Here is a 21,655-nt window from a genome sequence, read left to right as displayed (position 1 = left end):
GGACAACCTGCCGCCCTTTTGCTTTGTGGGAGCCGCTTGCGTTGACTGCCGCTCCAGATGCCGGTCATGATCGGGCCTGTCCCGGCCATCCGCGCAGCCGCACCCAAGAACGTGAACGCCCGGGGACAGGCCCGGGCATGACGATGTAAGAGCCTGAGCGCCGCCTCAGCCCGCTGCGCTCGGCTGCTTGCTGGCCAGCGCGCCGCCGCCGAGGACGTGAATCGCACCGTCCTCCACCAGCGCTACCTTGCGGGTATGGAAGGCATCCAGCGTCGAGCGGTGGCCGATCGAGACGATGGTGGCCTGCGGCAGCTTCTCCGTCAGCAGCCGGTAGAGCCGGTCCTCGGACGGCTCGTCCAGCGAGGCGGTCGCCTCGTCGAGGAAGAGATAGTCGGGCACGTGCAGCAATGCGCGGGCAAGGCCGAGGCGTTGCTGCTCGCCGAGCGACAATGTCCGATTCCAATGCGCGTCCTCGTCCAGCCGGTCCGCCAGGCGCGGCATCCCGACCGCGACCAGGGCGTCGCGGATCTTCTCGGGCGGGATCGAGCCGTGCCCGGCCGGATAGATGACGGCGTCGCCAAGCGGGCCGATCGGGAAATACGGCCGCTGCGGCAGCATCATCAGCTTCGCCTTCTCGGGAATGGCGATCGTGCCGGTGCCGAACGGCCAGATGCCGGCCATGGCCCGGAACAATGTCGATTTGCCGGAGCCCGACGCGCCGGTCACCAGCACCCGCTCCGACGGCTGGATCGTGAAGGCATCGGCCGCGACCAGAGGCGCGCCGTTCGGCAGTTTGACGAGCAATTGCTCGAGCGTGATGGCCTCGGCCCTCGATGGCACGACGTCGATAGCCGGTTCGAGCGTCGCGCCGCGGGCGGCGGCGCTGACCGACATCTCGAAGCCGTCGAGGCGGGCGATCACGGCGCGCCACTCGGCGAGCGAGCGATAGGCCGTGACGAAGAACGACAGCGCGTCCTGCACGCTGCCGAACGCCGAGCCGGTCTGCATCATGTCGCCGAGCTGGATGCGCTTGGCGAAATAGGCAGGCGCCACCACCACATAGGGAAACAGCGTCGCGGCCTGACCGTAGCTTGCCGTGAACGCGGTTAGCCGCTTGGTCCGGCTCATGATCTCGTACCAATTGCCGATGACGAAGCCGAAGCGTTGCAGCAGACGCCCCCGCTCGGCGTTCTCGCCTTTCAACAGGGCGATCTGCTCCGAATTCTCGCGCACGCGGATCAGGTTGAAGCGGAAATCGGCCTCGAAGCGCTGCTGCTCGAAATTCAGGTTGATGAGCGGGGCGCCGATCCAATGCGTCAGCGCGGTGCCCGCGATCGCGTAGGCTACCGCGCACCAGACCAGAAAACCGGGGACGATGATGTCGGTGCCGTAAATGTACAAGGGCGCCTTGTAGGACAGGCCCCAGAGGATGACGATGAACGAGGCCAGCGTCACGATGGAGGACAACAGGCCGAGGCCGATGCTCAGCGTCTGTTCGACGAAGGTCTTGACGTCCTCGGTGATACGCTGGTCCGGGTTGTCGGCGGCGTCGCCCTTGAGCTGCATGCGGTAATGCGTGGCGCCGTCGAGCCATTCGCCGAGATAATGTCGCGTCAGCCATTGCCGCCAGCGGATTTGCAGCCATTGGTTCAGGTAGAGCTTGTAGACCGCCAGTGCGACGAAGGTGAAGGCAAGGCCAAGGAAGATCCAGACCTCCTTGACGAACTCGGGCAGATCGTAGGCCTGCAGCGCGCTGTAGAACCGGTTCTGCCATTGGTTGAGCAGCACGTTGATCGCCACCAGCACCAGCTCCATCGCGACGATGACGGCGAGCAGGCCGCGGCCGGCCCATTTGTCCTCCGACCGGAAATAGGGAGCGGCGATTCGCCAGACGATCGCGAGCGTGGCGCTGATGTTCTTCACAGAGCGGGGTCTCCTCGGGGAATGTGGACAAATGGCCGGAGCCAAGGACTTGAAACCCTGGCGGAAAGCGGCGCGCTTAGACTAAAGTCGCAAGTTCTGCAATTTGCGTTGTCTTGTCGCACCCCGCAACCCTAGCATGGCATTCGACGGCGCGGGCCAGGGGCGCTCGGGGATTTCGCGACCTTGTGAGCGGACGGGAACCGCTGCATTCGCGAGGTATTCGCCTCGGGGTATCGCTTCGAACATCAAGCAGGATCGGCTCTCCACGCGGGCCGCCTGCCGCAACATGCGTGGGGAGAAGACCATGTGGAATCAAATCTATGATCCGTTGCACAGCCCGGTGCTGTCGACGATTGCGGCGGCAGTGCCCGTCGTCACGCTGCTGGTCCTGATCGCGAGCGGCCGCGTCCAGGCCCATATCGCGGCTATCGTCGCCGTGATCGTGACCAACCTGATCACGATCTTCGTTTTCACCATGCCGGCGAACATGTCGATCCGCGCCTCGGTGCTGGGCATCGTCACCGGGTTCTTCCCGATCGGCTGGATCGTCCTCAACGTCATCTTCCTCTACCAGGTGACGGTGAACACCGGCCGCTTCGAATTGCTCAAGCGCGCGGTCGGCGGCGTTACCGAGGACCGGCGGCTGCAATTGCTGCTGATCGCGTTCTCGTTCGGGGCGTTCTTCGAGGGCGCCTCGGGCTTCGGCACGCCGGTCGCGATCACCGGCGCCGTCCTGATCGGGCTCGGCTTCTCGCCGCTCGCGGCCTCCGGCCTGTCGCTGATCGCCAACACCGCGCCGGTCGCCTATGGCGCGCTGGGCACGCCGATCCAGGGCCTTGCCTCGGTCACCGGGCTCGATCCCTACATCCTCGGCGCGATGGTCGGACGGCAATTGCCGTTCTTCTCGCTGCTCGTGCCGTTCTGGGTGGTGTGGGCGTTCGCGGGCTGGAAGGGCATGAAGGATGTCTGGCCGGCGATCCTCGTCACCGGCGTGTCGTTCGCAATCCCGCAATTCGTGATCTCGAACTACATCAATCCCTGGATCGTCGACATCGGCGCATCGCTGATCTCGATGGGCGCGCTGATCCTGTTCCTGAAGGTCTGGCGGCCGAGGGAGCTCTGGCTGTCGCCGGCGCTGCGCGGCCGCGACGAGTCGGCGGCCACCATGGCGGCCGCAAGACCGCTCGACCGGACGCCGCTGACGCAGAGCGAGCTGTTCAGCGCGCTGTTGCCGTGGGCCATCGTCTGCATCGTGATGCTGATCTGGGGCAACGGCGCCTTCAAGGGTTGGGCGAATTCGATTTTCGTCTGGAACTATCCCGTCCCCGAGCTGCATCAGATGATCAACAAGATGCCGCCGGTCGCGCCGGGGCCGACCAAAGAGAGCGCGGTGTTCGCCTTCACCTATCTCTCCTTCACCGGCACGGGCATGCTGATCGCCGCGATCATCTCCGGCGTCCTGATGGGGGTCGGTCCCGGCCGGCTCCTGACCGAATACGCCCGGACCATCCGGCTCTGTGCGATCTCGCTGGTGACGATCTCGGCGATGCTCGCGATCGGCACGCTGACGCGCCTGTCGGGCGTCGACGCGACGCTCGGCCTCGCCTTCGCGGCCACCGGCGTGCTCTATCCCTTCTTCGGCACGCTGCTCGGCTGGCTCGGCGTGGCGCTGACGGGATCGGATACGTCGTCCAATATCCTGTTCGGCAACCTGCAGAAGATCACCTCCGAGCAGCTCGGCCTGTCGCCGATTCTGATGAGCGCGGCGAACTCGTCCGGCGGCGTGATGGGCAAGATGATCGACGCCCAGTCGATCGTGGTCGCCTCCACCGCGACCAATTGGTACGGGCATGAGGGCACCATCCTGCGCTTCGTGTTCTGGCACTCGATCGTGCTGGCGTGCCTCGTCGGCGTGCTCGTGACGTTGCAGGCCTATGTCTGGCCGTTCACGGCGATGGTCCTGAAGTAGCGGGCCACGTCCGGCTTTCGACGCAGATCCCCGCGAGGTTCGCCCTCGCGGGGATCTTTGCATCCTGATTGAGCGAACCTTCTCAATGGCGCCGCCGTCTTATAGAAGGTGCGGAAAATCAGCTCGGACGAGAGGTCTCATGGTTGGGTTCAAGCGGTTGGTGTGTGCGGCGGTTGCAATGGTCGCGATGTCCACGCCCGCGCGTGCCGAGGACGGTTTTCCGTTCGGCACCGAGATGACGCTGGAAGCGTTGCCGCAAGCCGGCTCCAAGCGGATTCCGAACATCGAGATCGGCGACCACGGTGAGGTCGTGCTGGAGCTCTGGTGCAAGGGCGGCAAGGGCCAGTTCTCGGTCGCCGGCAACACCGTGATCTTCGTTCCCGGGCAGATCCAGGACCGCTCCTGCCCGCCGGCAAGAGCCCAGGCCGACGATGAGCTCGTCGCAGCGCTCTCCAGCGTCGAGACCTGGAAGCGCCAGGGCGATGTGCTGACGCTGATCGGCCCCAAGCCGCTGCGCTTCCGCACCACGGGGAATTGACCGTCAGGTCGTTCCGGGGCGCGCGAAGCGCGAACTATGGTGCGCAGTTGCGCACCTGAGAATCTCGAGATTCCGGGTTCGACGCTGACGCGTCGCCCCGGAATGACTACGTCACTTCCATTCCGATTTGTCGGCGTCCCAGCGCTGCCCCTTCAGCTCCTTGACAAGCGCCTCGATCGAGCCGTTGTCGTCCGGCAGATCGCCTTCTTCGTCCAGGCTCGCATCGTCGGAGAGCTTGAGCTTGGCGCCGCTGCTCTCGTCGGCCGTCGTCGTGGCGGGGCTGCCGATCCACAGCATGAGCTTGTCGGTCGTGCCGGGCTTGTCCGGCGAGACGAGCCCGGCGACCTCGATCGTGTCGGTCAGCTCGAGGCGCCGGAAAATCCTGGTTCGGCCGCTTGAAGACCAGCATGAGCTTGCCCGTGGCGGAGTTGAAGGTCTGCGAGACCGGCTTGGCTGCGAGCGTTCTGCTCAAGACGTTCGAGACGGCCGCCGCCAGCTTGCTGCGGTTGATCTTGTCGCCCTCGCGCCAGTCGGCCGCGGCAAAGCGGATGGTGCGGTCCATCTCGGTCATGCCGGCGGTCCAGCCTGCGGCCGTGACGCCGGGCATCGCCTTGAACTTCGCCAGCAGCGCGCCGGCGCGCTCGGGATCGACCGACATGTTGATGGTCTGCTCGCCCGCGCGCAGCGCGTCGCAGCCGACATTGAGGCTGGCCAGCGTCACCTCGACCTCCTGGCCCTTCAGGCTCTTCAGGAAGTCGGTCGCAGCCTCGAGCTTGACCTTGACCGCGATCGCCTCCGGCGAAACGTCGGTGAAATCCTTCGGCTGCGGCGTGATGCCGTCGTCGGAGGTCTGGTTGTCCAGGAATTCCCTCTCGCTGAGATCGGAATTGTCGGGCGATGTGACCTCGGTCACCGCCTGGCCGATGCTGATCTGGCCGCGAAACTCGAAGCTGTCTCCGCTCTGCTTGCGCAGCAGCTTGACGCTGACGGGCGCCTTCTCATTGACGCTCTGCGTGGTGCCGGTCAGCGTCTGGCCAGCGACCTGGAGATTGACGACGAAGCGGTCCTTGCGGTCGGAATTCTTCGCGATCGGGTAACAGACGTCGAGCACGGCCGCGGTGACCGTCTTGCCCTGGCGCGTCTCCTTCAGGATCACGTCGGCATTGCCGTCCATCAACCCGTCGAGGGAGGTGAAATAGCGCGTCTCCACGCCGCCGGGCGCCGTGGTCTTGGGCGACAGCTTCATCTGGGCGGAGGCGACCTCAGGCGCAACCGCAAGCAGGGCCGCCAGGACAATCGTCAGACAAACCGGAAGCGCGCGCATCGCGAAAATCCCTGATCAAGAATCGGCGCGCCACCGTAGTGGGTTTCGGCCGTCGGTTGAATCGGAAAGCTGAAGGCAGGGTCGGCAAAAAAGAAGGCCGCCCGGAGGCGGCCTTCACAACATTGTAATGCAAAGACGGACTTAGAAGCCGCCCATGCCGCCGCCGGCGGGCATGGCGGGCGGGGCTTCCTTCTTCGGCGTCTCGGCCACCATGGCCTCGGTGGTCACCAGCAGGCCGGCCACGGAGGAGGCGTCCTGCAGCGCGGTGCGCACCACCTTGGCGGGATCGATGATGCCCTTCTCGACCATGTCGACATAGTCCTCGTTCTGGGCGTCGAAGCCGAAGGTCTCGGACTTGTTCTCCAGGATCTTGCCGACCACGATCGAGCCTTCCACGCCGGCATTCTCGGCGATCTGGCGGATCGGGGCTTCGAGCGCCTTCAGCACGATGTTGATGCCGGCCTGGACGTCGTCATTGTCGTTGGAGAGGCGGCCGACGGCCTTCTTGGCGCGGAGCAGCGCGACGCCGCCGCCGGGGACGATGCCTTCCTGCACCGCGGCGCGGGTGGCGTTGAGGGCGTCCTCGACGCGGTCCTTCTTCTCCTTGACCTCGATCTCGGTCGCGCCGCCGACGCGGATCACCGCGACGCCGCCCGCGAGCTTGGCGAGGCGCTCCTGGAGCTTCTCGCGGTCGTAGTCCGAGGTGGTCTCCTCGATCTGGGCCTTGATCTGGCCGACGCGAGCCTCGATGTCGGGCTTCTTGCCGGCGCCGTTCACGATGGTGGTGTTCTCCTTGTCGATCACCACCTTCTTGGCACGGCCCAGCATCTTGACCGTGACGTTCTCGAGCTTCATGCCGAGGTCTTCGGAGATCAGCTGGCCGCCGGTCAGAATCGCGATATCCTCGAGCATGGCCTTGCGGCGATCGCCGAAGCCCGGCGCCTTGACGGCGGCAACCTTGAGGCCGCCGCGCAGACGGTTGACGACCAGGGTGGCCAGCGCCTCGCCCTCGACGTCCTCCGCGATGATGACGAGCGGCTTGCCCGACTGCACCACCGCTTCCAGCACCGGCAGCATGGCCTGCAGGCCCGAGAGCTTCTTCTCGTGCAGGAGGATGTAGGCGTCCTCGAGTTCGGCGGTCATCTTCTCGGGGTTGGTGACGAAGTAGGGGCTGAGATAGCCGCGGTCGAACTTCATGCCCTCGACGATGTCGACTTCGGTGTCGAGCGACTTGTTCTCCTCGACGGTGATGACGCCCTCGTTGCCGACCTTCTGCATCGCCTGGGCGATCATCTTGCCGATGGCGGCATCGCCGTTGGCCGAGATGGTGCCGACCTGGGCGACCTCGGAGGAGGCGGCGACGGGCTTGGCGCGCTTCTCGATGTCCTTGACGACGGCTGCCACCGCGCTGTCGATGCCGCGCTTGAGGTCCATCGGGTTCATGCCGGCGGCAACCGCCTTGGCGCCCTCGCGCACGATGGCCTGGGCCAGCACGGTCGCGGTGGTGGTGCCGTCGCCGGCGAGGTCGTTGGTCTTGGAGGCGACCTCACGCACCATCTGGGCGCCCATGTTCTCGAACTTGTCCTCGAGCTCGATCTCCTTGGCGACGGTGACGCCGTCCTTGGTGATGCGGGGCGCGCCGAACGATTTCTCGATGACGACGTTGCGGCCCTTCGGGCCGAGCGTCACCTTGACGGCGTTGGCGAGAATGTCGACGCCGCGCAGCATGCGATCGCGCGCGTCTCCGGAAAACTTGACCTCTTTGGCAGCCATTTCTGCAATCCCTCGTGTTTCGTGATGTGTCTTGTTGTGTGCTGGGTTGCGCTCTCTCCGTCATTGCCGGGCTTGACCCGCCTGCGGGGCCGAAGGCCCTTCGGCGCGGCGTAGGCCCGGCGATCCATCTTCTTGCGAACAAGGACGGATGCCCGGGTCGTCCAGCGCGAAGACGCGCTTCGGGCTTTTGCCCGGGCATGACAGTGGCGACATTCAGCGGCTGTTCAGGCGGATGGCCTTAGGCCAGCACGCCCATGATGTCCGACTCCTTCATGATCAGGAGCTCTTCGTTGTCGATCTTGACCTCGGTGCCCGACCACTTGCCGAACAGCACGCGGTCGCCGACCTTGAGGTCGATCGGGGTCAGCTTGCCGGTCTCGTCGCGGCCGCCTGGGCCGACGGCGACGACCTCGCCCTGGGACGGCTTTTCCTTGGCGGTGTCCGGAATGATGATGCCGCCCTTGGTCTTTTCCTCGGCGTCGATACGTTTGACCACGACACGGTCATGCAGCGGACGAAATTTGGATTTAGCCATGACGTTTCCCTTTGGAGGCTCGCTTCGGAAGTAGTGGAAGTGGGTGCGGCGGCGCTTCCGTCCATCCCCTATCCCGAAGATCGAACGGCGCGCTTAGCAATCGGGCTTTCCGAGTGCTAATAGTGGGCTCGGAAATATGGCTTGGCCGCGATCCTGTCAAGCAAAGGTGGTTAAGCGATTGGTGAGGCGGATATAGGATGGTGGCATTGGAAACTTGTTCGGGGCGCCGACGTGTCAAAGGACGTCATTGCTCCGGCAGCTTTTTTTGCGCTTGGCTGCAGGAGGGGTGCGGCCATGGTCTTGCTCGGGGGAATGCCATGATCAGTTCAGCTCACGCGCGCGCGGTTGCCAATCTGGCGGCCGCCTCTTGTCTGGCGCTGTTGCTGGGCGCCTGCGGCGGCGGCCTGAGCCTGCCGCCCTTCTCGTCGTCCGCGCCGCCGCCCGAAGCGGAGCCGGGCGTCGCCCCGGAAATGCCTGCGACCATTCGCGCCGACGAGATCGTGGGCCGCTGGGGACTGGCCTCGTTCCAGAACCCGGCCGACCGCGCCCGCACCGAGGCGGCCGCCCGGGCGCAGTGCAAGAATCCTACGTGATCACCGCCGGTTCCTCCGGCGGCGTGATCATGCATCTGGCCGACCAGGCGACGCCCCAGGAGCTGCGGCTGAAGGGCTCGCCGAGCGGCAAGAACTACATCGGACCGGCGGGGCCGACCCCGGGCGACCAGGACCGCGAAATCATCTCCTTCGACGGCCGCGTCCTGATCACCCGCTTCATCGACAAGGACGCCGCCACCCGTTACGGCAACATGGTCTACGTCCGCTGCGCACCGAGGGCTTAGCTTCTGTCGTTCCGGGACACGCGAAGCGTGAACCCGAACCTCGAGATCTCAGGTGCGCAATTGCGCACCAGAGTTCGGTCCTGCGGACCGCCCCGGAATGACAGCGTGAGATAAAACAAAAACGCCGGCCCCAAGGCCGGCGTTTTGTTTTCTGCCTGCCGCGTCCGCTCAGTCGAACAGCGCGTCGATGTCGTCCTGCGAGGCGTGACCGACGTCGCCGTTGAGCTTCGGACCGTTGAGAAGCTTTTCGTCCTCGCTGCGATTGTCCACATGCGCCGGCACGTGGGACTTGATCGCGTCGACGCCGCCCCAGATGTCCATCATCGCATTGATGTGCTGCTCGATGAACTTCATCGTGGTCATGACCTTGCTGATGCGCTGGCCGGTCAGGTCCTGGAAGTTGCAGGCTTCGAAGATCGAGATGACACGTTCCTGGATGTCGTCGGCGAGCCGCTTCTGCTGGTCGATCGAGTCCACCTTGGACATCGCGCTGGCGGCCTGGTCGATCGATTCCGCGGCTTCGAGGATCTGCTGCGTCGCCTGCTCGGTGCCGCCGACCACGGCGCCGAGCTCGCCATTGACCTTGGCCATTTCGCCGCCGTCGAAGCTCTTGCCGTGCAGCGTCGCGATTTCGCGCTTGGTGCGGTCGATGGCGTCGTGGATGAGGTCGAGCTCGACCTTCAGCTTCTCGCACTGCTCGATCTGGGCCCGATAGGTCTCGAGCATCGTGCGCGCCTCGGAAAGCTCGTGGGCGGTGGAGGCGTCGATCGCCGCCATGGCCGCGCTGCCGGACAGCGGGGCCGTGCCCTTCGCCATCTGCGCGCGGATCGCGCGTAGCTCTGCCATGATCTCGCTATGCATCGGGCCTGCCTCTTCGGTTACGTCTAAAATAGGCATCTCGCCACCGACGATGTCCTCGACGCGAAAACGCTTGCGGTGAACAGCCATCAGGATACTCCCCCACCTCACACACGCGTCTTTGTAGGCAGAAGCGATTTAACACGAAGTTCACAGCCGGAACTGTTGTGCGGCGTCGCGCGCGGCGTTGCAAAGAAGCGATTAACCATGGCCGCGCCGCGTTCATCGAAAATAAACGCTGATCGCCAAATTGCCGCTGCGCTCGCGACGTGGTGAATCCAAACGCGCCTTCCGTTTACCAAACAAAACGGCTTTTGCCTTTTATTGACCACGTCGAAGGGCGCGGATCAGCCACCGGCTCTCCACGACGCATGTGATCTAGACGAAACAGTGCAGAGTACGTCGATGTTCAAGAAAATGTCTGTCGCGCTGCTCGGCAGCGCTTGCACCTTCATGGCCGGCGCGAGCGACGCCAGCGCCTTCGACAACAGCGTGCCGAACGATCCGCCCGCGGTGCTCTATGCGCCGCAGCTGCCGCCGGCGCCGGTGCGCGTCGCCTCCAATTCGAACATGGGCGGCGGCTTCATCGAATTCCTGTTCGGCGACGGTCCCGGCCGCGGTCCGGCCTACGCGCCCGAGCGGCCGGTGTATCAGCAGCAGCCGGCCTATTACGATCAGCGCCGCCTGCCGCCGATGGGCGAGCCGCAGATGCAGAGTGGGTATCAACAGAGTGGGTATCAACAGGGTGGGTATCAACAGGGCGGATATCAGCAGGGCGCGCTCCAGCAGGACGCGGTCGATCCGCGGCAGCGCCAGTTCGATCCGAAATTCGAGAAACAACTCGTTGACTATAGCGGCAAGGAAAGTCCCGGCACGATCGTGGTCGATACCCCGAACAAGTTCCTCTACCTCGTCGAGGGCAACGGCCGGGCGATGCGCTACGGCATCGGTGTCGGGCGTCCCGGCTTCACCTGGTCGGGCGTGAAGTCGATCACGGCCAAGCGCGAATGGCCGGACTGGACGCCGCCGGCCGAGATGCTGGCGCGCCGGCCGGATCTGCCCCGGCACATGGAAGGCGGCCCGGAAAATCCGCTCGGCGCCCGCGCGATGTATCTGGGTTCGACGCTCTACCGCATCCACGGCTCCAACGAGCCCTGGACCATCGGCACCAACGTCTCCTCCGGCTGCATCCGCATGCGCAACGAGGACGTCATCGATCTCTATGGCCGCGTCAATGTCGGCACCAAGGTCGTGGTGATGTGATCGCCTGAGTTGCGAAATGAAAACGGCCGCCATCTGGGCGGCCGTCTTTGCTTGTGCGGCTATCGGCCGACGTCACGCGTAGTCGCTGCCGCCGTCGTCGTCGCCGCCGAAATCGCTGTCGTCGGCCATGTCCATGTTGTCGCCGTGATCATCGTAGCTGTGATCGCTGTTGCTCCGGTCGTCGTTCGACGCCTGGTCGAAGAAGCCCTGGCGGGAATCCCGGTTCGAGCCGATGTCGTTGAGGCCGGCATCGCGCGCGAGCGATCCGTCGGACTGGTCGCTGCCGCCCCAAGGACTGCCACCGGCGCTGCGGTCGCCGAGCGAATTGCCGTCGCCGAAGCCCTGCTGGTGCGATCCGCCGCCCATCATGCCGCGGATGCTGGAAAGCAAGAGCGAGCCGCCGACGACGCCGGCTGCGGCCGCCGCGGCGGTGCCCAGGAACGAGCCGCCGCCACCGCCGCCCACGGGCGGGGCACCGTAACCTTGCCCCGGACCTTGTCCGTAAGGCGGCGCGCCGTAGCCCGGTTGGGTCTGCATCGCCTGTCCGGTGTTCCACGTCGGCCGCGAGTCGCGCGGCGGCACGTTCGGAACCGAGCCGCGCGGGGGGCCGCCGCCGAACAGCGTGTCACGCATTGTGTCGAGGAAGCCGCCGGACTGTGCCTGCTCGGGCGCATGCGCCGCTTCCAGCTCCTGGATGCGGGCATTCGCTCGCTTCAGCGCCTCGTCCTGCACCAGCGTGGTCTGCACCAGCGCATAGACCGCGCCGGGCGCCTTGCGCAGGCCATCGGAGATCGCGGCGATCGCATCGGGATCGCGGGGTGCATTTTCCAGCTTTGAGAGCCGGTCGAAAAGGTCGTCGACGAGCTGGCGTTCCTGCGGCGTCATGATCAGTCTCCCTCGCGCAAAACAAGCGCGAGCCAGATGTAGGGTTCCATTGTGGCCCCAACAGTGCCGGCCGGATTAAATTTCGGTATGCGACAAGCTGCCCCGCGGCTTGCCTTCCGCCGTTTTCACCCCAGCGTGGCGCGGCTGTCCGCCAGCAGGCGCGCGAAGGCGTCGCTTGCGAGATAGGCGTGCTCGCGCTCCCGGACATCCGTCATCGGGTCGAGGCCGGCAAGGATGTCATCGACGAAGCCGGGATGGCACATCACGAGGCCGCCGTCGGGGAGCCCTTCCAGGAACTGGCGCATCAGCGCGCCGAAATCGGCCGCCCGCGTAAAATCATAGGCGCCGGCAAAGCCGGGATTGAAGCTGAGGCCGGCGCTGCCGGCGCGGCGGCGGAATTGCGCGCTGAGGATATCGAGCACCATGGCCTTGGGCGTGGCCAGCCGCGCCCTGAGCGGCAGGTCGCGGCCGCCCTGGCGCACCCAGGCGCTTGGGGCGGCATCGATGACCGCATCGACGAAGCCGTCGCGCACCTGCGGATAGAGCTGCACATGCTGATGGCCGTCGACGAAGTCGGGCGCGCGGCCGAACGCTTCCGCGAAGGCGACGAGCTGCGCCTTCACCTCGTTGCGGACAAATTCGCGGTCGAGCCGCCGTAAAACACCCGCGCGCAACAGCTTCGGAAACGGCATGAACATGTCGCCGTCGAGCGGACGGAAATGCATGGTGAGGGGGCGGAACGGCGCCGACAGCGTCACGTGCAATCCGATCGCGCAGTGCGGGCTGGCTGTCGCGGCGGCCTGGAGCGCCTCGATCTCGCTGCGCGCGATCGCAGGTCCCACCATCATCACAGAGGTGGCGTTGAGGCGGCCGCGTTCGATCAGGTCGCGGATGGCGCGGTTGACGCCAGGGCTGATGCCGTAATCGTCGGCGCAGAGCCAGATCCGCCGCAGGGTCGCGGCCGCGCTCATTCGGCCGCCGTCCTCTTGGCATCGTCGTCGGCCTTGCCCGCCTCGAAGTGCTTCTCGCTGTGCTCGGCGACGAAGTAGATCGGGCGCGCCTTCAGCTCGGAGAGGATCTTGCCGATATATTCACCGACGATGCCGATCATGATGAGCTGCACGCCGCCGATCGTCATCAGGCCGATCACGAGCGAAGGATAGCCGGGCACCTGCTTGCCGGTCGTGAGCACCTCCCAGAGGATCGAAAGGCCGAACAGGAAGGCGCCTCCGGCGAGAATGACGCCGAACAGGCTGGCGAAGCGCAGGGGCGCCACCGAAAACGAGGTCAGGCCCTCGATCGACAGGCCGAGCAGGCTTGCGGCGTTGAAGGTCGTGACGCCATGAGCGCGCGCCGCGGGCTCGTAATCGACGCGAATCTGGCGAAATCCGATCCAGCTGGCGAGGCCTTTGAAGAAGCGGTTGCGCTCGGGCAATTGCCTGAGCGCGGCGACCGCGCGCGGGGAGAGCAGGCGGAAGTCGCCGGCGTCCTCGGGGATCTTCTGCCGTGCGCCCCAATTGATCAGCGCGTAGAAGCCGTGCACGGCGAGACGGCGCAGGAAGCTCTCGTTGTCGCGATGCGCCTTGGCGGTATAGACGACGTCATAGCCGTCTTCGATCCAGTGCCGCACCAGCTGCTCGATCAGGGCCGGCGGATGCTGGCCGTCACCGTCCATGAACATGACGGCGCCGAGCCGGGCATGGTCGAGGCCGGCCATCAGCGCCGCCTCCTTGCCGAAATTGCGCGATAGCGACACCACCTGGACGTCGATCGCATCGGCTGGCAGGCTGCGGGCGATCGCCAAGGTCGCATCCTTGCTGCCGTCGTCGACATAGACGATCTCGCAAGACAGCCGATAGCGCTCCCGCAAGGTTCGCGCGAGATCGCAGATGCGCTGATGCAGGCCGGCAAGGCCCGCCGCCTCGTTGTAGACGGGGACGACAATTGACAGTCCCTTCGCGGCGGCGGTGCTCGCGGTGGTCGTCATGCCTGATACGTCAGAGCCCAGCATCATCGATCGAGGTTCCAGAGGCGTTCAAAGTCATCTCAACAGCATATGGTAGCTGCCGGTTGCTGTCGCAAAGCTGAACGGAAAAGCCGAACCGGCCCTGGGGCTCACCGCCGCAGGAACGCCTCGAGCTTCGCGAACAGCGGGTTTTCCCGGTCGAACACGTAGTCCAGCGAGACCACCGAGACGGTGTCGGCGCCATGCTCGCGCAGGAAGCTCGCCAGCGCATATAGCTGCCCCGGCGGGCAGTGCAACGTCAGCATGCCTGACGAGGTCGGCCCGCCGAACGGAGCCTGGACGCCGAACCGGCTATGGGCTTCGCCGAGCAGGGCGGCGTCGCATTGCCGGAAGCGGGTGCGGACCTCGCGGTATTTGTTGGCCCGCGCCCTTGCGGCGATGTGATCGAGAATGATGCGCGCGGTCTCCCGCGCCTGCGGCGACCAGTCGGCTTCCTTCGAGGCGACCAGATTGGCCTGGCTGCGAAGGATCACGCCGTCGTCGAGCACCCGCAAGCCGTTGGCGGCGAGCGTCGCGCCGGTCGTGGTGATGTCGACGATCAGCTCGGCGCTGCCGGCCGCAGGTGCGCCTTCGGTCGCGCCGGCGCTTTCGACGATGCGGTAATCGGTGATGCCGTGGCTCTGGAAGAACGCGCGGGTGAGATTGACGAACTTGGTCGCAACCCGCATCCGCATGTGATGCTGCTCGCGGAAACCCGTAGTGACGTCGTCGAGGTCGGCCATGGTGCGGACGTCGATCCAGGCCTGCGGCACCGCGACGACGACGTCGGCAAAGCCGAAGCCGAGCCCGTCGATCAGCGACACGCGCTTGTCGGCATCGGCGATGTTCTCGCGCACCAGATCCTCGCCGGTGACGCCAAGATGCGCGAAGCCGCGCGACAATTGCGATGCGATCTCGCTCGCCGAGAGATAGGCGACCTCGACATCGTCGAGGCCGGCGATGGTACCGCGATAGTCGCGGGCGCCACCGGCCTTCGACAGCTTCAGACCCGCGCGGGCGAAGAAGGCCTCGGTGTTTTCCTGCAGGCGGCCCTTGGAGGGAACGGCCAGAACGAACGGCGCGCTCATGATCAAGCCCCCACCTTGCGGCCGATCCTGGTCAGTGCATCCACCCAGACCGAGAAGCCGACCGCGGCAATGGGTTCAGCCGACCCGAGCTGGGTCATCAGCCCGTCATAGCGGCCGCCGGCGACCAACGGCTCGGCGCCGTTGCCCCGGTGATGCAGCTCGAATTCGAAGCCGGTGTAATAGTCGAGGCCGCGTCCGAACGCGGTCGAGAAGCGCGTCTGCTTCACGTCGATGCCGCGCGCGGCCATGAAGCCGACCCGGCTCTCGAACTGGTCGATGGCCGCAGCAAGGTCGAGCTTTGCATCGGTGGTGAGCGCGCGCAGCGCGGCGATGGAATCGTCGGGATTGCCTGATATCGACAGGAAGCGCTTGAGCACGGTGATCGCCTCACGCGGCAGCGCGCCGCCCTTCAGCGTCGACTGCTCGAGGAAGCGATCGGCGATCTCGGCGGTGGTGCGGCCGCCGACATTGGTGGTGCCGGCGATCGACATGAGGTCGGTGACGAAGGCGAGCGCGGCCTTGCGGTCGGAGCCGGCGAGCGCGGCCAGCACGCCCTGATATTCGCTGCGGGTCGCGGTGGTCGCAGCCGCCAGCCGCTCCAGGTCCTGCTCCAGGCTGATCTTGCGGTTGAAATCCTTGACCAGGCGGCGGCGCCAGACCGGATAGAGGTCGAGCGCGTCGAGCAGCGCGTTGAACAGCGCCACGTCACCGGTGCGGATCTCGACGTCGCGGACGCCGAAGGCCGCGGTCGCCTCCAGTGCCAGTGCCAGCGTCTCGGCGTCGGCCGCGGCGCGGTCCTGGCGGCCGAACGATTCGATGCCGGCCTGCAGGAATTCGCTGGCCTGGCCACTGCGGTAGCGAAACACCGGGCCGAGATAGCTGAACCCGGCCGGCTGGCCGGCGCGGCTGGAGGCGAGGTAGTCGCGGGCGACCGGAATGGTCAGGTCCGGACGCAGGCACAGCTCCTCGCCCGTGAGGTCCGTGGTCAGATACAGGCTCTTGCGGATGTCCTCGCCGGAGAGGTCGAGGAACGGCTCGGCCGGTTGCAGGATCGCCGGCTCGGCCCTGACATAGCCGGCCTGCGCGAACGACAAGAGCAGCGTATCCGCCCAGGCGGCGGAGCCGGCAGCATTTGAGGTGGCAGTCGCGGTCATGACGGAGGTCCATCGTCCCGGTGGAACCGGGCAGGGCAGGTAAGGACAGGAATTGCGCAGCCCTTAGCATGGCCCGAAAGCGGTTTCGACCTCCAAAGGATCAATCGCTTAACGAGTTTGGCGCGAAGCGGGCCGGTCGGTCAGGTCCGCAAGGAAGGTCGGCCCTCGATTCGACTTAAGTAACATAATACCGCGGTTTCTTGTTGCGGCTGGCGAGCCGGCGTTATTCGCTCGGCCGAGCGACGTCTCTGATCGGCTCCGAGGCATCGGTCGCGACAAAGGCTGGTGTGGCCGCCGCGGACGCGGCCTGAGCCAGCCGCTCTGCGCATTCGAGTACCTTCTGTCGTCTGCCGGGGTCGGTGAGGCGGAGAAAGGCCCTGATGAGGCGGAGCTCCTCGCACCGGCTCGCGTCCGGCACGACATCGTCATTCATCGCCTTGTCTCTCCCTTCGCGATCGTCACCTCGATGTGACCCGCGCTGTTCGCGAACGCATCGACGCACGATGGGTCGATGCGGCCGACGGTCCGGCGTCACATTGAGAAATTGAGAACTGCTGGCAAGCCGCCGCATACTCATTTTGGGTATGGCGAGTGATCCGTTCGCCGCAGCCATCGTTTACAAGATGAATGTTGGTATCCGATTCATGCGCAATACTTCAGATATCATCCGGACGGTCTCGCGACACACGCTGGCCTACATGCTGTTCTCGATGAGCGAGCTGTTCCGGCACTATGACGAATTCGATCCGCTGGACCTTCTGATCATTCATGCGGTCCTGAACGCGAATGTCATTCATGTGATGAACGATCCGGTGTTGGACGAGAAGTTTTCCAGCATCCACGCGGTCGAGCCGGACGTGATCAAGCAGGGCGTCTCTCGTGCCGCACTGTCTCGCTTCCTCAGCCTGCCGCTCGAGACGGTCCGCCGCCGCGTCACGGGATTGAAGCGGCGGAAGATCCTCGAAGAGACCAAGGCAGGACTCATCGTGACCGAGCAGAACGCGTTCAGGTTCGGAAACAACCACGAACTGCAGAAGACCAACATGCTGCTGCTGACCAAGCTGCTTCGCGATCTCAGGCGTGCCGGCATCACCGGGCCGGATGATCTGCGCGCTTCCAAGGGGGGCTGCGGCAAGGAAAGCAAAGCAAGCGGCACCACATGAATCGGGGCGATCTCGATATCGCGCGCAACGGAGCGGAAAAGACCGCGGGCAGCCGTTCGACGTCCTTCCAGCGTCTCAAGCCCTCGTCAGCGCTCGAGCTCCGAGCCTATGACATCGACCATTTCGGCGAGACGGAGAGATATGCCGGCGCGTCCAGCATGCCTTTGTCGCCGGGAGCGACGGCCATCATGCGTGCGCGGCTCGGCCTGCCGAGCCTGACCCTGTCCCTGGTGAAGACCTTTCCGCGGATCATTCGTGGCTATCAATTGACGAATGCCGCCGTCGTCGTGGTGCCGATGGATCACGTCACCTCGGCCCGTATCAACGGGCAATCGATAGGGCGTTCCGTCGTGGTTCTGAGAGGCGTCTCCGATTGCCTGGTGCACGAGCCGGAGGGCCGGCTGGTAGCCGTCGTGTCTTTCACCCCGCCCCGGCGCGAGCCCTGGACGCAAATGGGTGACGGCTACTATCTGGTGAACCCGGCGTCGGACGTCCTTGCCTCGTTGCGCCGTCTGGTCTGCGTCACCCTCGAAATCGCAGCGCATGATCCGGACTTTCTCAACGAGCCGATGTCGCTGACCGCCGTCGAGCAGTCTCTACTCAGCACGATGGAAGCTGCGCTGAGCAGCAGCGCAAAGGACAGACCCGTGTCGTCCACGATGGATGGCTATCGGCGCATCGTCTCAGACATGGAACGGCTGATCCGGCAGGATCTGACGATCTGGCACAAGACGCCCGAGCTCGCGGAGCAGGTGGGCGTCTCCGTCCGCACGCTCCAGAGCGCGACCCAGGCCATTTGCGGCCTCAGCCCGCATCGCTATAGCCGGGTTCTGCGCCTCTGGTCGGTGCGCAAGCAGCTGGGCGACGGTGGGGGGCACCGCAGTGTGAAGGCCTGCGCGCTTGCGCACGGCTTCGGGCATCTGGGCGAGTTCGCGGCGAGTTACAAGGCGGCCTTCGGAGAGCTGCCATCCGAGACCCTGCGCCGCGCCGAGCGGGACACGATCTAAGTTAGCCCCCTTTACTGCCCCAATCGCCCAATACCGCCTGGACCAGCGCCAGCGCCGCCACGGCGGCTGTGTCGGCCCGCATGATCCGGGGGCCCAGGGCGAGCCGGAGGATCTTGGGCTGCCGCAGCAGCAGGGCCCGCTCGTCCTCGGCAAAGCCGCCTTCGGGGCCGATCAGGACGTCGACACCTTGTCCGGCCGCGCGCACGGCTTGCAGGCTCTGAACCGGGTTTTCGACCTCTGCTGCCTCGTCGCAGAAGATCAGCAGGCGGTTGGCCGGGCGCTGGCTGAGGAAGCGCTCCAGGGCGACCGGTTCTGCGACAGTGGCGATGCTCAAGATGCCGCACTGCTCGGCTGCCTCGACGACATTGGCCCGCATCCGCTCGGTGTTGACGCGGGAGGCCTGGGTGAACCGGGTCAGAACCGGATGCAGCGCGGCGGCGCCCATCTCGATGGCCTTCTGGACCATGTAGTCGAGCCGGGCATGCTTCAGCGGGGCGAAGACATAGGCGAGGTCGGCAAGCCGGTCCTGGGGCCGGGTCTGCTGGAGGATGACGAGGCCGTCCGGCCGCTTGCGGCCTTCAATGGCGGCCTGCCACTCGCCGTCGCGGCCGTTGAACGCCAAGACCGCGGCCCCGGCGGAAAGCCGCAGCACGTTGCCGAGATAATTGCTCTGGTCGCGGTCGAGCGCGACCCTGGCGTCCTGGGCAAGGGGGCATCGACGAACAGGCGGGGAGCTCGAAAATCGTGGGAGGGCATCGGTCAAAAGTCCAATTTGGCGCCGTTATTAACCGAAAGCGGCCATTTCGGGGGTAAATATTGCCAAGCCGCCGCGTCGGTGCGCCGCGCTCTTGCCCTATTCGGCGGGTTGTTAAGCGCCGGCGGGAATCGTAAAATCGCGAGCACGCTGGTTGCGCTTCGATTGGAAGACGCTGGACCCCGTAAGCTCCTGCCGGAGAGATTTTCTTGATGATCCGTCATTTGATGGTTCCGATCGCTGCCGCCATGGTCACCATGGGCGCCTCTTGTGCCTATGCGCAAAGCGCGTTCCCGGCTCCCTTGCCCAATCAGGCCCCCGCCAGTTCGCCGTTTCCGCCGGTGAACGGTGCGGCGCCGACCGCGTCGGTCGGTACGGCTCCGCAATCGTCATTTCCCGTGAACGGCGCGGCGCCGATCGGTGGTGCCGGTGCTTTCGGCGCGGCTCCGCCGACGCAAGCCGGTCCCGGCGAGGATTGCATGAAGGCGTTCATGCCCCTGCGCGAAGAAGCCGAGAAGCGCGGCAAGCTGATTAAAGCCGCGAGCGACCGTCACGCGCCGCCTGACGAGGCCTGCAAGCTGCTCCGCAATTTCAGCCAGGCCGAGAGCAAGATGATCAAGTACATCGAGACTCACGCCGCCAAATGCGGAATTCCGCCGCAGGTCGGCGCGCAGATGAAGGACGGCCACAAGAACACCGAGTCTATGGCCAACAAGGTCTGCAACGTCGCGCAGCAACAGCAGGCGCGCCCCGCAGGCCCGTCGCTGAGCGAGGTGCTTGGGTCGGCCTCGGCGCCTGAGGCCAATGCCGGCAAGAAGGGCGGCAGCACCTTCGACACGCTCAACGGCAACGTCCTCACCCGATGAGCGACGCATCCGCCCGCGTTGCCGATTCCACCGGCAACTGGGTCGATACGCTCGCGCCGCCTTGGGCACGGCCTTACCTCCGCTTGTCCCGCTTCGATCGTCCGATCGGCTCCTGGCTGCTGCTGATGCCATGCTGGTGGTCTGCTGCGCTTGCAAGCGGCATGGCGCATGACGTCCGCGGGCTGCCGCTCACCATCGTGTTGTTCTTCATCGGCGCCTTCGTGATGCGCGGCGCGGGCTGCACCTGGAATGACATCACCGATCGCGATCTCGACGACAAGGTCGAGCGCACGCGCTCGCGGCCGCTGCCGTCGGGGCAGGTGAGCACGAAGCAGGCGCTGGCCTTCATGGTCGTGCAGGCGCTGGTCGGTCTCGTGGTGCTGCTGCAGTTCAACCGCTTCGCGATCGCGACCGGCATCGCATCGCTCCTGATCGTCGCGATCTACCCCTTCATGAAGCGGATCACCTGGTGGCCGCAGATCGTGCTCGGGCTTGCCTTCTCCTGGGGCGCGCTGATGGGATTTGCCGTCACCTTCGGCCGCTTCGATGTCACCGCGCTGGTGCTCTATGCCGGCGCGATTTGCTGGGTGATCGGCTATGATACGATCTACGCGCATCAGGACGCCGAGGACGACGCGCTGATTGGCATCAAGTCGACCGCACGCCTGTTCGGCGCGCATACGCACCAGGCGCTGATCCTGTTTTACGGGCTCGCGGTGATGCTGATCGGCGTCGCGCTGGCTTCCGCCGATGCGCTCTGGCCGGCCTGGCTCGGGCTCGCCGCCTTCGCCGTGCATCTGGCGTGGCAGATCATGCGCCTGCGGATCGAGGATCCGGAATTGTGCCTGCGCCTGTTCAAGTCGAACAAGCATGCGGGCTTACTGCTGTTCGCCGGATTGCTCGCGGACGCGGTGATGCGGTCGGCGTAGCTCTCGTAGGGTGGGTTAGCGAAGCGTAACCCACCACTTCCGTGGCCGCGGAAATATAAGAGGTGGGTTACGCCTTTGGCTAACCCACCCGACGGCACCTTTAATTCCGCGCGATGATCTCGCGTTCGCCCTGATGAACGGTGAGTTCGCGCGCCATCGCAACGCGGCGGCGCATCAGGAATTTCGGACGGCGGGCGCGGATCGCGTTGGCGCGGCGGCGGCGCGGGGCGGGCTTGCGGGCACCCTCGTCGAGCTGCGGCAGCGCGAAGATTTCGCTCCAGACCGCCCAGGCCTGCGCGATCTCGTCGCCGTCGGCCCCGACCAGCAGCGGCACGGACAGCGAGGGATCGCGATGCACCAGCACGAGGGCCTGGGCCTCGTCGTTGCCGCGCAGCGCGACGCCGGTGAAGTCGCTGACGCGGACGTTGATCGCCATCTGCATGCCGCGGACGGCACGGCGCAGCACGACACGCTCGCGATGAAGCTCGATCTGCCTGACATATCCGTCGGCGCGCGGGTCATGCGCATCGAAGCGGACCGGAAGGGAAAGAGGGTCGAGCCGCAGCGAGCGGCTCGACCCGGCGGGGTGGGCCCCGCATGTTGCTGTTTGACGCCTCACGGCTTTCGTTCTCCCCGCCGGGATTATGTTCCCGGTCGATGCGAGGACCTTAGCGCGCGCCCTTCCGAAACCGCTTAAAAAGGCTGGTTAACCCACCGTCACTGCTCCTCATGATTGACAAGACCTTGGCGCGCATGATTGACGAGACGTTGCGCCGATGGTGC

At 65.5% G+C, this 21,655-nt stretch carries 17 protein-coding genes and 3 pseudogenes; 8 read left to right on the top strand and 12 right to left on the bottom strand.

Annotation, left to right across the window (positions count from 1 at the left end; translation table 11 throughout):
- Positions 1-165: 165 nt before the first annotated feature.
- The gene (locus tag ACETMP_RS18480) at positions 166-1,923 is read right to left on the bottom strand and encodes an ABC transporter ATP-binding protein/permease (protein WP_375157302.1); all 1,758 of its coding nucleotides are present in this window, start codon (positions 1,921-1,923) and stop codon (positions 166-168) included.
- A gap of 304 nt (positions 1,924-2,227) precedes the next feature.
- Here ACETMP_RS18480 and ACETMP_RS18475 point away from each other — a divergent pair, with 304 nt between their 5' ends.
- The gene (locus tag ACETMP_RS18475; RefSeq protein ID WP_375157301.1) at positions 2,228-3,892 is read left to right on the top strand and encodes an L-lactate permease; all 1,665 of its coding nucleotides are present in this window, start codon (positions 2,228-2,230) and stop codon (positions 3,890-3,892) included.
- Between the two features lie 139 nt (positions 3,893-4,031).
- Entirely contained in the window at positions 4,032-4,430 is a 399-nt protein-coding gene (locus ACETMP_RS18470; RefSeq protein WP_375157300.1) for an META domain-containing protein, read from the top strand.
- Between the two features lie 111 nt (positions 4,431-4,541).
- Here ACETMP_RS18470 and ACETMP_RS18465 read toward each other — a convergent pair.
- The 3 genes and pseudogenes from ACETMP_RS18465 to groES all read right to left on the bottom strand — a co-directional run bounded on the left by ACETMP_RS18465 (position 4,542) and on the right by groES (position 8,062).
- Positions 4,542-5,754, bottom strand: a pseudogene (locus ACETMP_RS18465) (hypothetical protein).
- Between the two features lie 141 nt (positions 5,755-5,895).
- A complete protein-coding gene (groL, locus tag ACETMP_RS18460) occupies positions 5,896-7,527 on the bottom strand; it encodes a chaperonin GroEL (protein WP_028134319.1) in 1,632 nt (543 codons plus the stop codon).
- A 238-nt stretch (positions 7,528-7,765) separates the two neighbouring features.
- Positions 7,766-8,062 carry a co-chaperone GroES gene (gene groES, locus ACETMP_RS18455; RefSeq protein ID WP_028134320.1) on the bottom strand — a complete coding sequence of 99 codons (297 nt, stop codon included), beginning with the start codon at positions 8,060-8,062 and terminating at the stop codon, positions 7,766-7,768.
- Positions 8,063-8,379: 317 nt separating this feature from the next.
- On the opposite strand from groES, the pseudogene ACETMP_RS18450 reads away from it, so the two are divergent.
- Positions 8,380-8,900, top strand: a pseudogene (locus ACETMP_RS18450) (hypothetical protein).
- A 168-nt stretch (positions 8,901-9,068) separates the two neighbouring features.
- On the opposite strand, the gene ACETMP_RS18445 reads toward ACETMP_RS18450, so the two are convergent.
- Positions 9,069-9,848 carry a protein phosphatase CheZ gene (locus tag ACETMP_RS18445; RefSeq protein ID WP_375157299.1) on the bottom strand — a complete coding sequence of 260 codons (780 nt, stop codon included), beginning with the start codon at positions 9,846-9,848 and terminating at the stop codon, positions 9,069-9,071.
- Between the two features lie 315 nt (positions 9,849-10,163).
- Between ACETMP_RS18445 and ACETMP_RS18440 the strand changes: the two genes are divergently transcribed.
- On the top strand, positions 10,164-11,021 hold the full coding sequence (locus tag ACETMP_RS18440; protein WP_375157298.1) for a L,D-transpeptidase: 858 nt from the start codon (positions 10,164-10,166) through the stop codon (positions 11,019-11,021).
- A 72-nt stretch (positions 11,022-11,093) separates the two neighbouring features.
- Here ACETMP_RS18440 and ACETMP_RS18435 read toward each other — a convergent pair whose 3' ends face one another.
- The 5 genes from ACETMP_RS18435 to ACETMP_RS18415 all read right to left on the bottom strand — a co-directional run bounded on the left by ACETMP_RS18435 (position 11,094) and on the right by ACETMP_RS18415 (position 16,153).
- On the bottom strand, positions 11,094-11,906 hold the full coding sequence (locus tag ACETMP_RS18435) for a DUF2076 domain-containing protein (protein WP_375157297.1): 813 nt from the start codon (positions 11,904-11,906) through the stop codon (positions 11,094-11,096).
- A gap of 125 nt (positions 11,907-12,031) precedes the next feature.
- The gene (locus ACETMP_RS18430; RefSeq protein ID WP_375157296.1) at positions 12,032-12,877 is read right to left on the bottom strand and encodes a ChbG/HpnK family deacetylase; all 846 of its coding nucleotides are present in this window, start codon (positions 12,875-12,877) and stop codon (positions 12,032-12,034) included.
- On the bottom strand, positions 12,874-13,920 hold the full coding sequence (locus tag ACETMP_RS18425) for a glycosyltransferase family 2 protein (protein WP_375157295.1): 1,047 nt from the start codon (positions 13,918-13,920) through the stop codon (positions 12,874-12,876). Before ACETMP_RS18425 ends, ACETMP_RS18430 begins: the two co-directional genes overlap by 4 nt.
- Before the next feature lie 101 nt (positions 13,921-14,021).
- On the bottom strand, positions 14,022-14,999 hold the full coding sequence (hisG, locus tag ACETMP_RS18420; protein ID WP_375157294.1) for an ATP phosphoribosyltransferase: 978 nt from the start codon (positions 14,997-14,999) through the stop codon (positions 14,022-14,024).
- A gap of 2 nt (positions 15,000-15,001) precedes the next feature.
- Positions 15,002-16,153, bottom strand: coding sequence for an ATP phosphoribosyltransferase regulatory subunit (locus ACETMP_RS18415; protein ID WP_375157293.1), 1,152 nt, complete (start codon positions 16,151-16,153; stop codon positions 15,002-15,004).
- Between the two features lie 644 nt (positions 16,154-16,797).
- Here ACETMP_RS18415 and ACETMP_RS18410 point away from each other — a divergent pair.
- Together ACETMP_RS18410 and ACETMP_RS18405 are read left to right on the top strand one after the other, a co-directional pair.
- The gene (locus ACETMP_RS18410; RefSeq protein ID WP_375157292.1) at positions 16,798-17,316 is read left to right on the top strand and encodes a hypothetical protein; all 519 of its coding nucleotides are present in this window, start codon (positions 16,798-16,800) and stop codon (positions 17,314-17,316) included.
- Positions 17,313-18,323 (top strand): helix-turn-helix domain-containing protein, encoded by a 1,011-nt coding sequence (locus ACETMP_RS18405; protein WP_375157291.1) that lies wholly within the window; start codon positions 17,313-17,315, stop codon positions 18,321-18,323. The genes ACETMP_RS18410 and ACETMP_RS18405 overlap by 4 nt, the downstream gene beginning before the upstream one ends.
- A 1-nt stretch (position 18,324) precedes the next feature.
- Here the strand turns inward: ACETMP_RS18405 and ACETMP_RS18400 are convergent.
- A pseudogene (locus ACETMP_RS18400) lies at positions 18,325-19,079 on the bottom strand (16S rRNA (uracil(1498)-N(3))-methyltransferase).
- Positions 19,080-19,289: 210 nt separating this feature from the next.
- On the opposite strand from ACETMP_RS18400, the gene ACETMP_RS18395 reads away from it, so the two are divergent.
- A complete protein-coding gene (locus tag ACETMP_RS18395; protein ID WP_375157290.1) occupies positions 19,290-19,943 on the top strand; it encodes a hypothetical protein in 654 nt (217 codons plus the stop codon).
- The gene (gene ubiA / locus ACETMP_RS18390; protein WP_375157289.1) at positions 19,940-20,872 is read left to right on the top strand and encodes a 4-hydroxybenzoate octaprenyltransferase; all 933 of its coding nucleotides are present in this window, start codon (positions 19,940-19,942) and stop codon (positions 20,870-20,872) included. The genes ACETMP_RS18395 and ubiA overlap by 4 nt, the downstream gene beginning before the upstream one ends.
- 100 nt (positions 20,873-20,972) lie before the next feature.
- Here the strand turns inward: ubiA and ACETMP_RS18385 are convergent, their stop codons facing one another.
- Positions 20,973-21,491 (bottom strand): DUF6101 family protein, encoded by a 519-nt coding sequence (locus ACETMP_RS18385; protein ID WP_375157288.1) that lies wholly within the window; start codon positions 21,489-21,491, stop codon positions 20,973-20,975.
- Between the last annotated feature and the right edge of the window lie 164 nt (positions 21,492-21,655).

The sequence above is a fragment of the Bradyrhizobium dasycarpum genome (assembly GCF_042019905.1).
GTDB lineage: Bacteria > Pseudomonadota > Alphaproteobacteria > Rhizobiales > Xanthobacteraceae > Bradyrhizobium > Bradyrhizobium japonicum_B.
The sequence above is the reverse complement of the archived record's forward strand: the minus strand, read 5'-3'. Positions and strand labels throughout refer to the sequence as shown.

Bases quoted from the DNA above. Each gene is read 5' to 3' on its own strand.
- ACETMP_RS18475 (WP_375157301.1), top strand. From the start codon at position 2,228: ATGTGGAATCAAATCTATGATCCGTTGCACAGCCCGGTGCTGTCGACG.
- ACETMP_RS18470 (WP_375157300.1), top strand. From the start codon at position 4,032: ATGGTTGGGTTCAAGCGGTTGGTGTGTGCGGCGGTTGCAATGGTCGCG.
- groL (WP_028134319.1), bottom strand. From the start codon at position 7,527: ATGGCTGCCAAAGAGGTCAAGTTTTCCGGAGACGCGCGCGATCGCATG.
- groES (WP_028134320.1), bottom strand. From the start codon at position 8,062: ATGGCTAAATCCAAATTTCGTCCGCTGCATGACCGTGTCGTGGTCAAA.
- ACETMP_RS18445 (WP_375157299.1), bottom strand. From the start codon at position 9,848: ATGGCTGTTCACCGCAAGCGTTTTCGCGTCGAGGACATCGTCGGTGGC.
- ACETMP_RS18440 (WP_375157298.1), top strand. From the start codon at position 10,164: ATGTTCAAGAAAATGTCTGTCGCGCTGCTCGGCAGCGCTTGCACCTTC.
- ACETMP_RS18435 (WP_375157297.1), bottom strand. From the start codon at position 11,906: ATGACGCCGCAGGAACGCCAGCTCGTCGACGACCTTTTCGACCGGCTC.
- ACETMP_RS18430 (WP_375157296.1), bottom strand. From the start codon at position 12,877: ATGAGCGCGGCCGCGACCCTGCGGCGGATCTGGCTCTGCGCCGACGAT.
- ACETMP_RS18425 (WP_375157295.1), bottom strand. From the start codon at position 13,920: ATGATGCTGGGCTCTGACGTATCAGGCATGACGACCACCGCGAGCACC.
- hisG (WP_375157294.1), bottom strand. From the start codon at position 14,999: ATGAGCGCGCCGTTCGTTCTGGCCGTTCCCTCCAAGGGCCGCCTGCAG.
- ACETMP_RS18415 (WP_375157293.1), bottom strand. From the start codon at position 16,153: ATGACCGCGACTGCCACCTCAAATGCTGCCGGCTCCGCCGCCTGGGCG.
- ACETMP_RS18410 (WP_375157292.1), top strand. From the start codon at position 16,798: ATGCGCAATACTTCAGATATCATCCGGACGGTCTCGCGACACACGCTG.
- ACETMP_RS18405 (WP_375157291.1), top strand. From the start codon at position 17,313: ATGAATCGGGGCGATCTCGATATCGCGCGCAACGGAGCGGAAAAGACC.
- ACETMP_RS18395 (WP_375157290.1), top strand. From the start codon at position 19,290: ATGATCCGTCATTTGATGGTTCCGATCGCTGCCGCCATGGTCACCATG.
- ubiA (WP_375157289.1), top strand. From the start codon at position 19,940: ATGAGCGACGCATCCGCCCGCGTTGCCGATTCCACCGGCAACTGGGTC.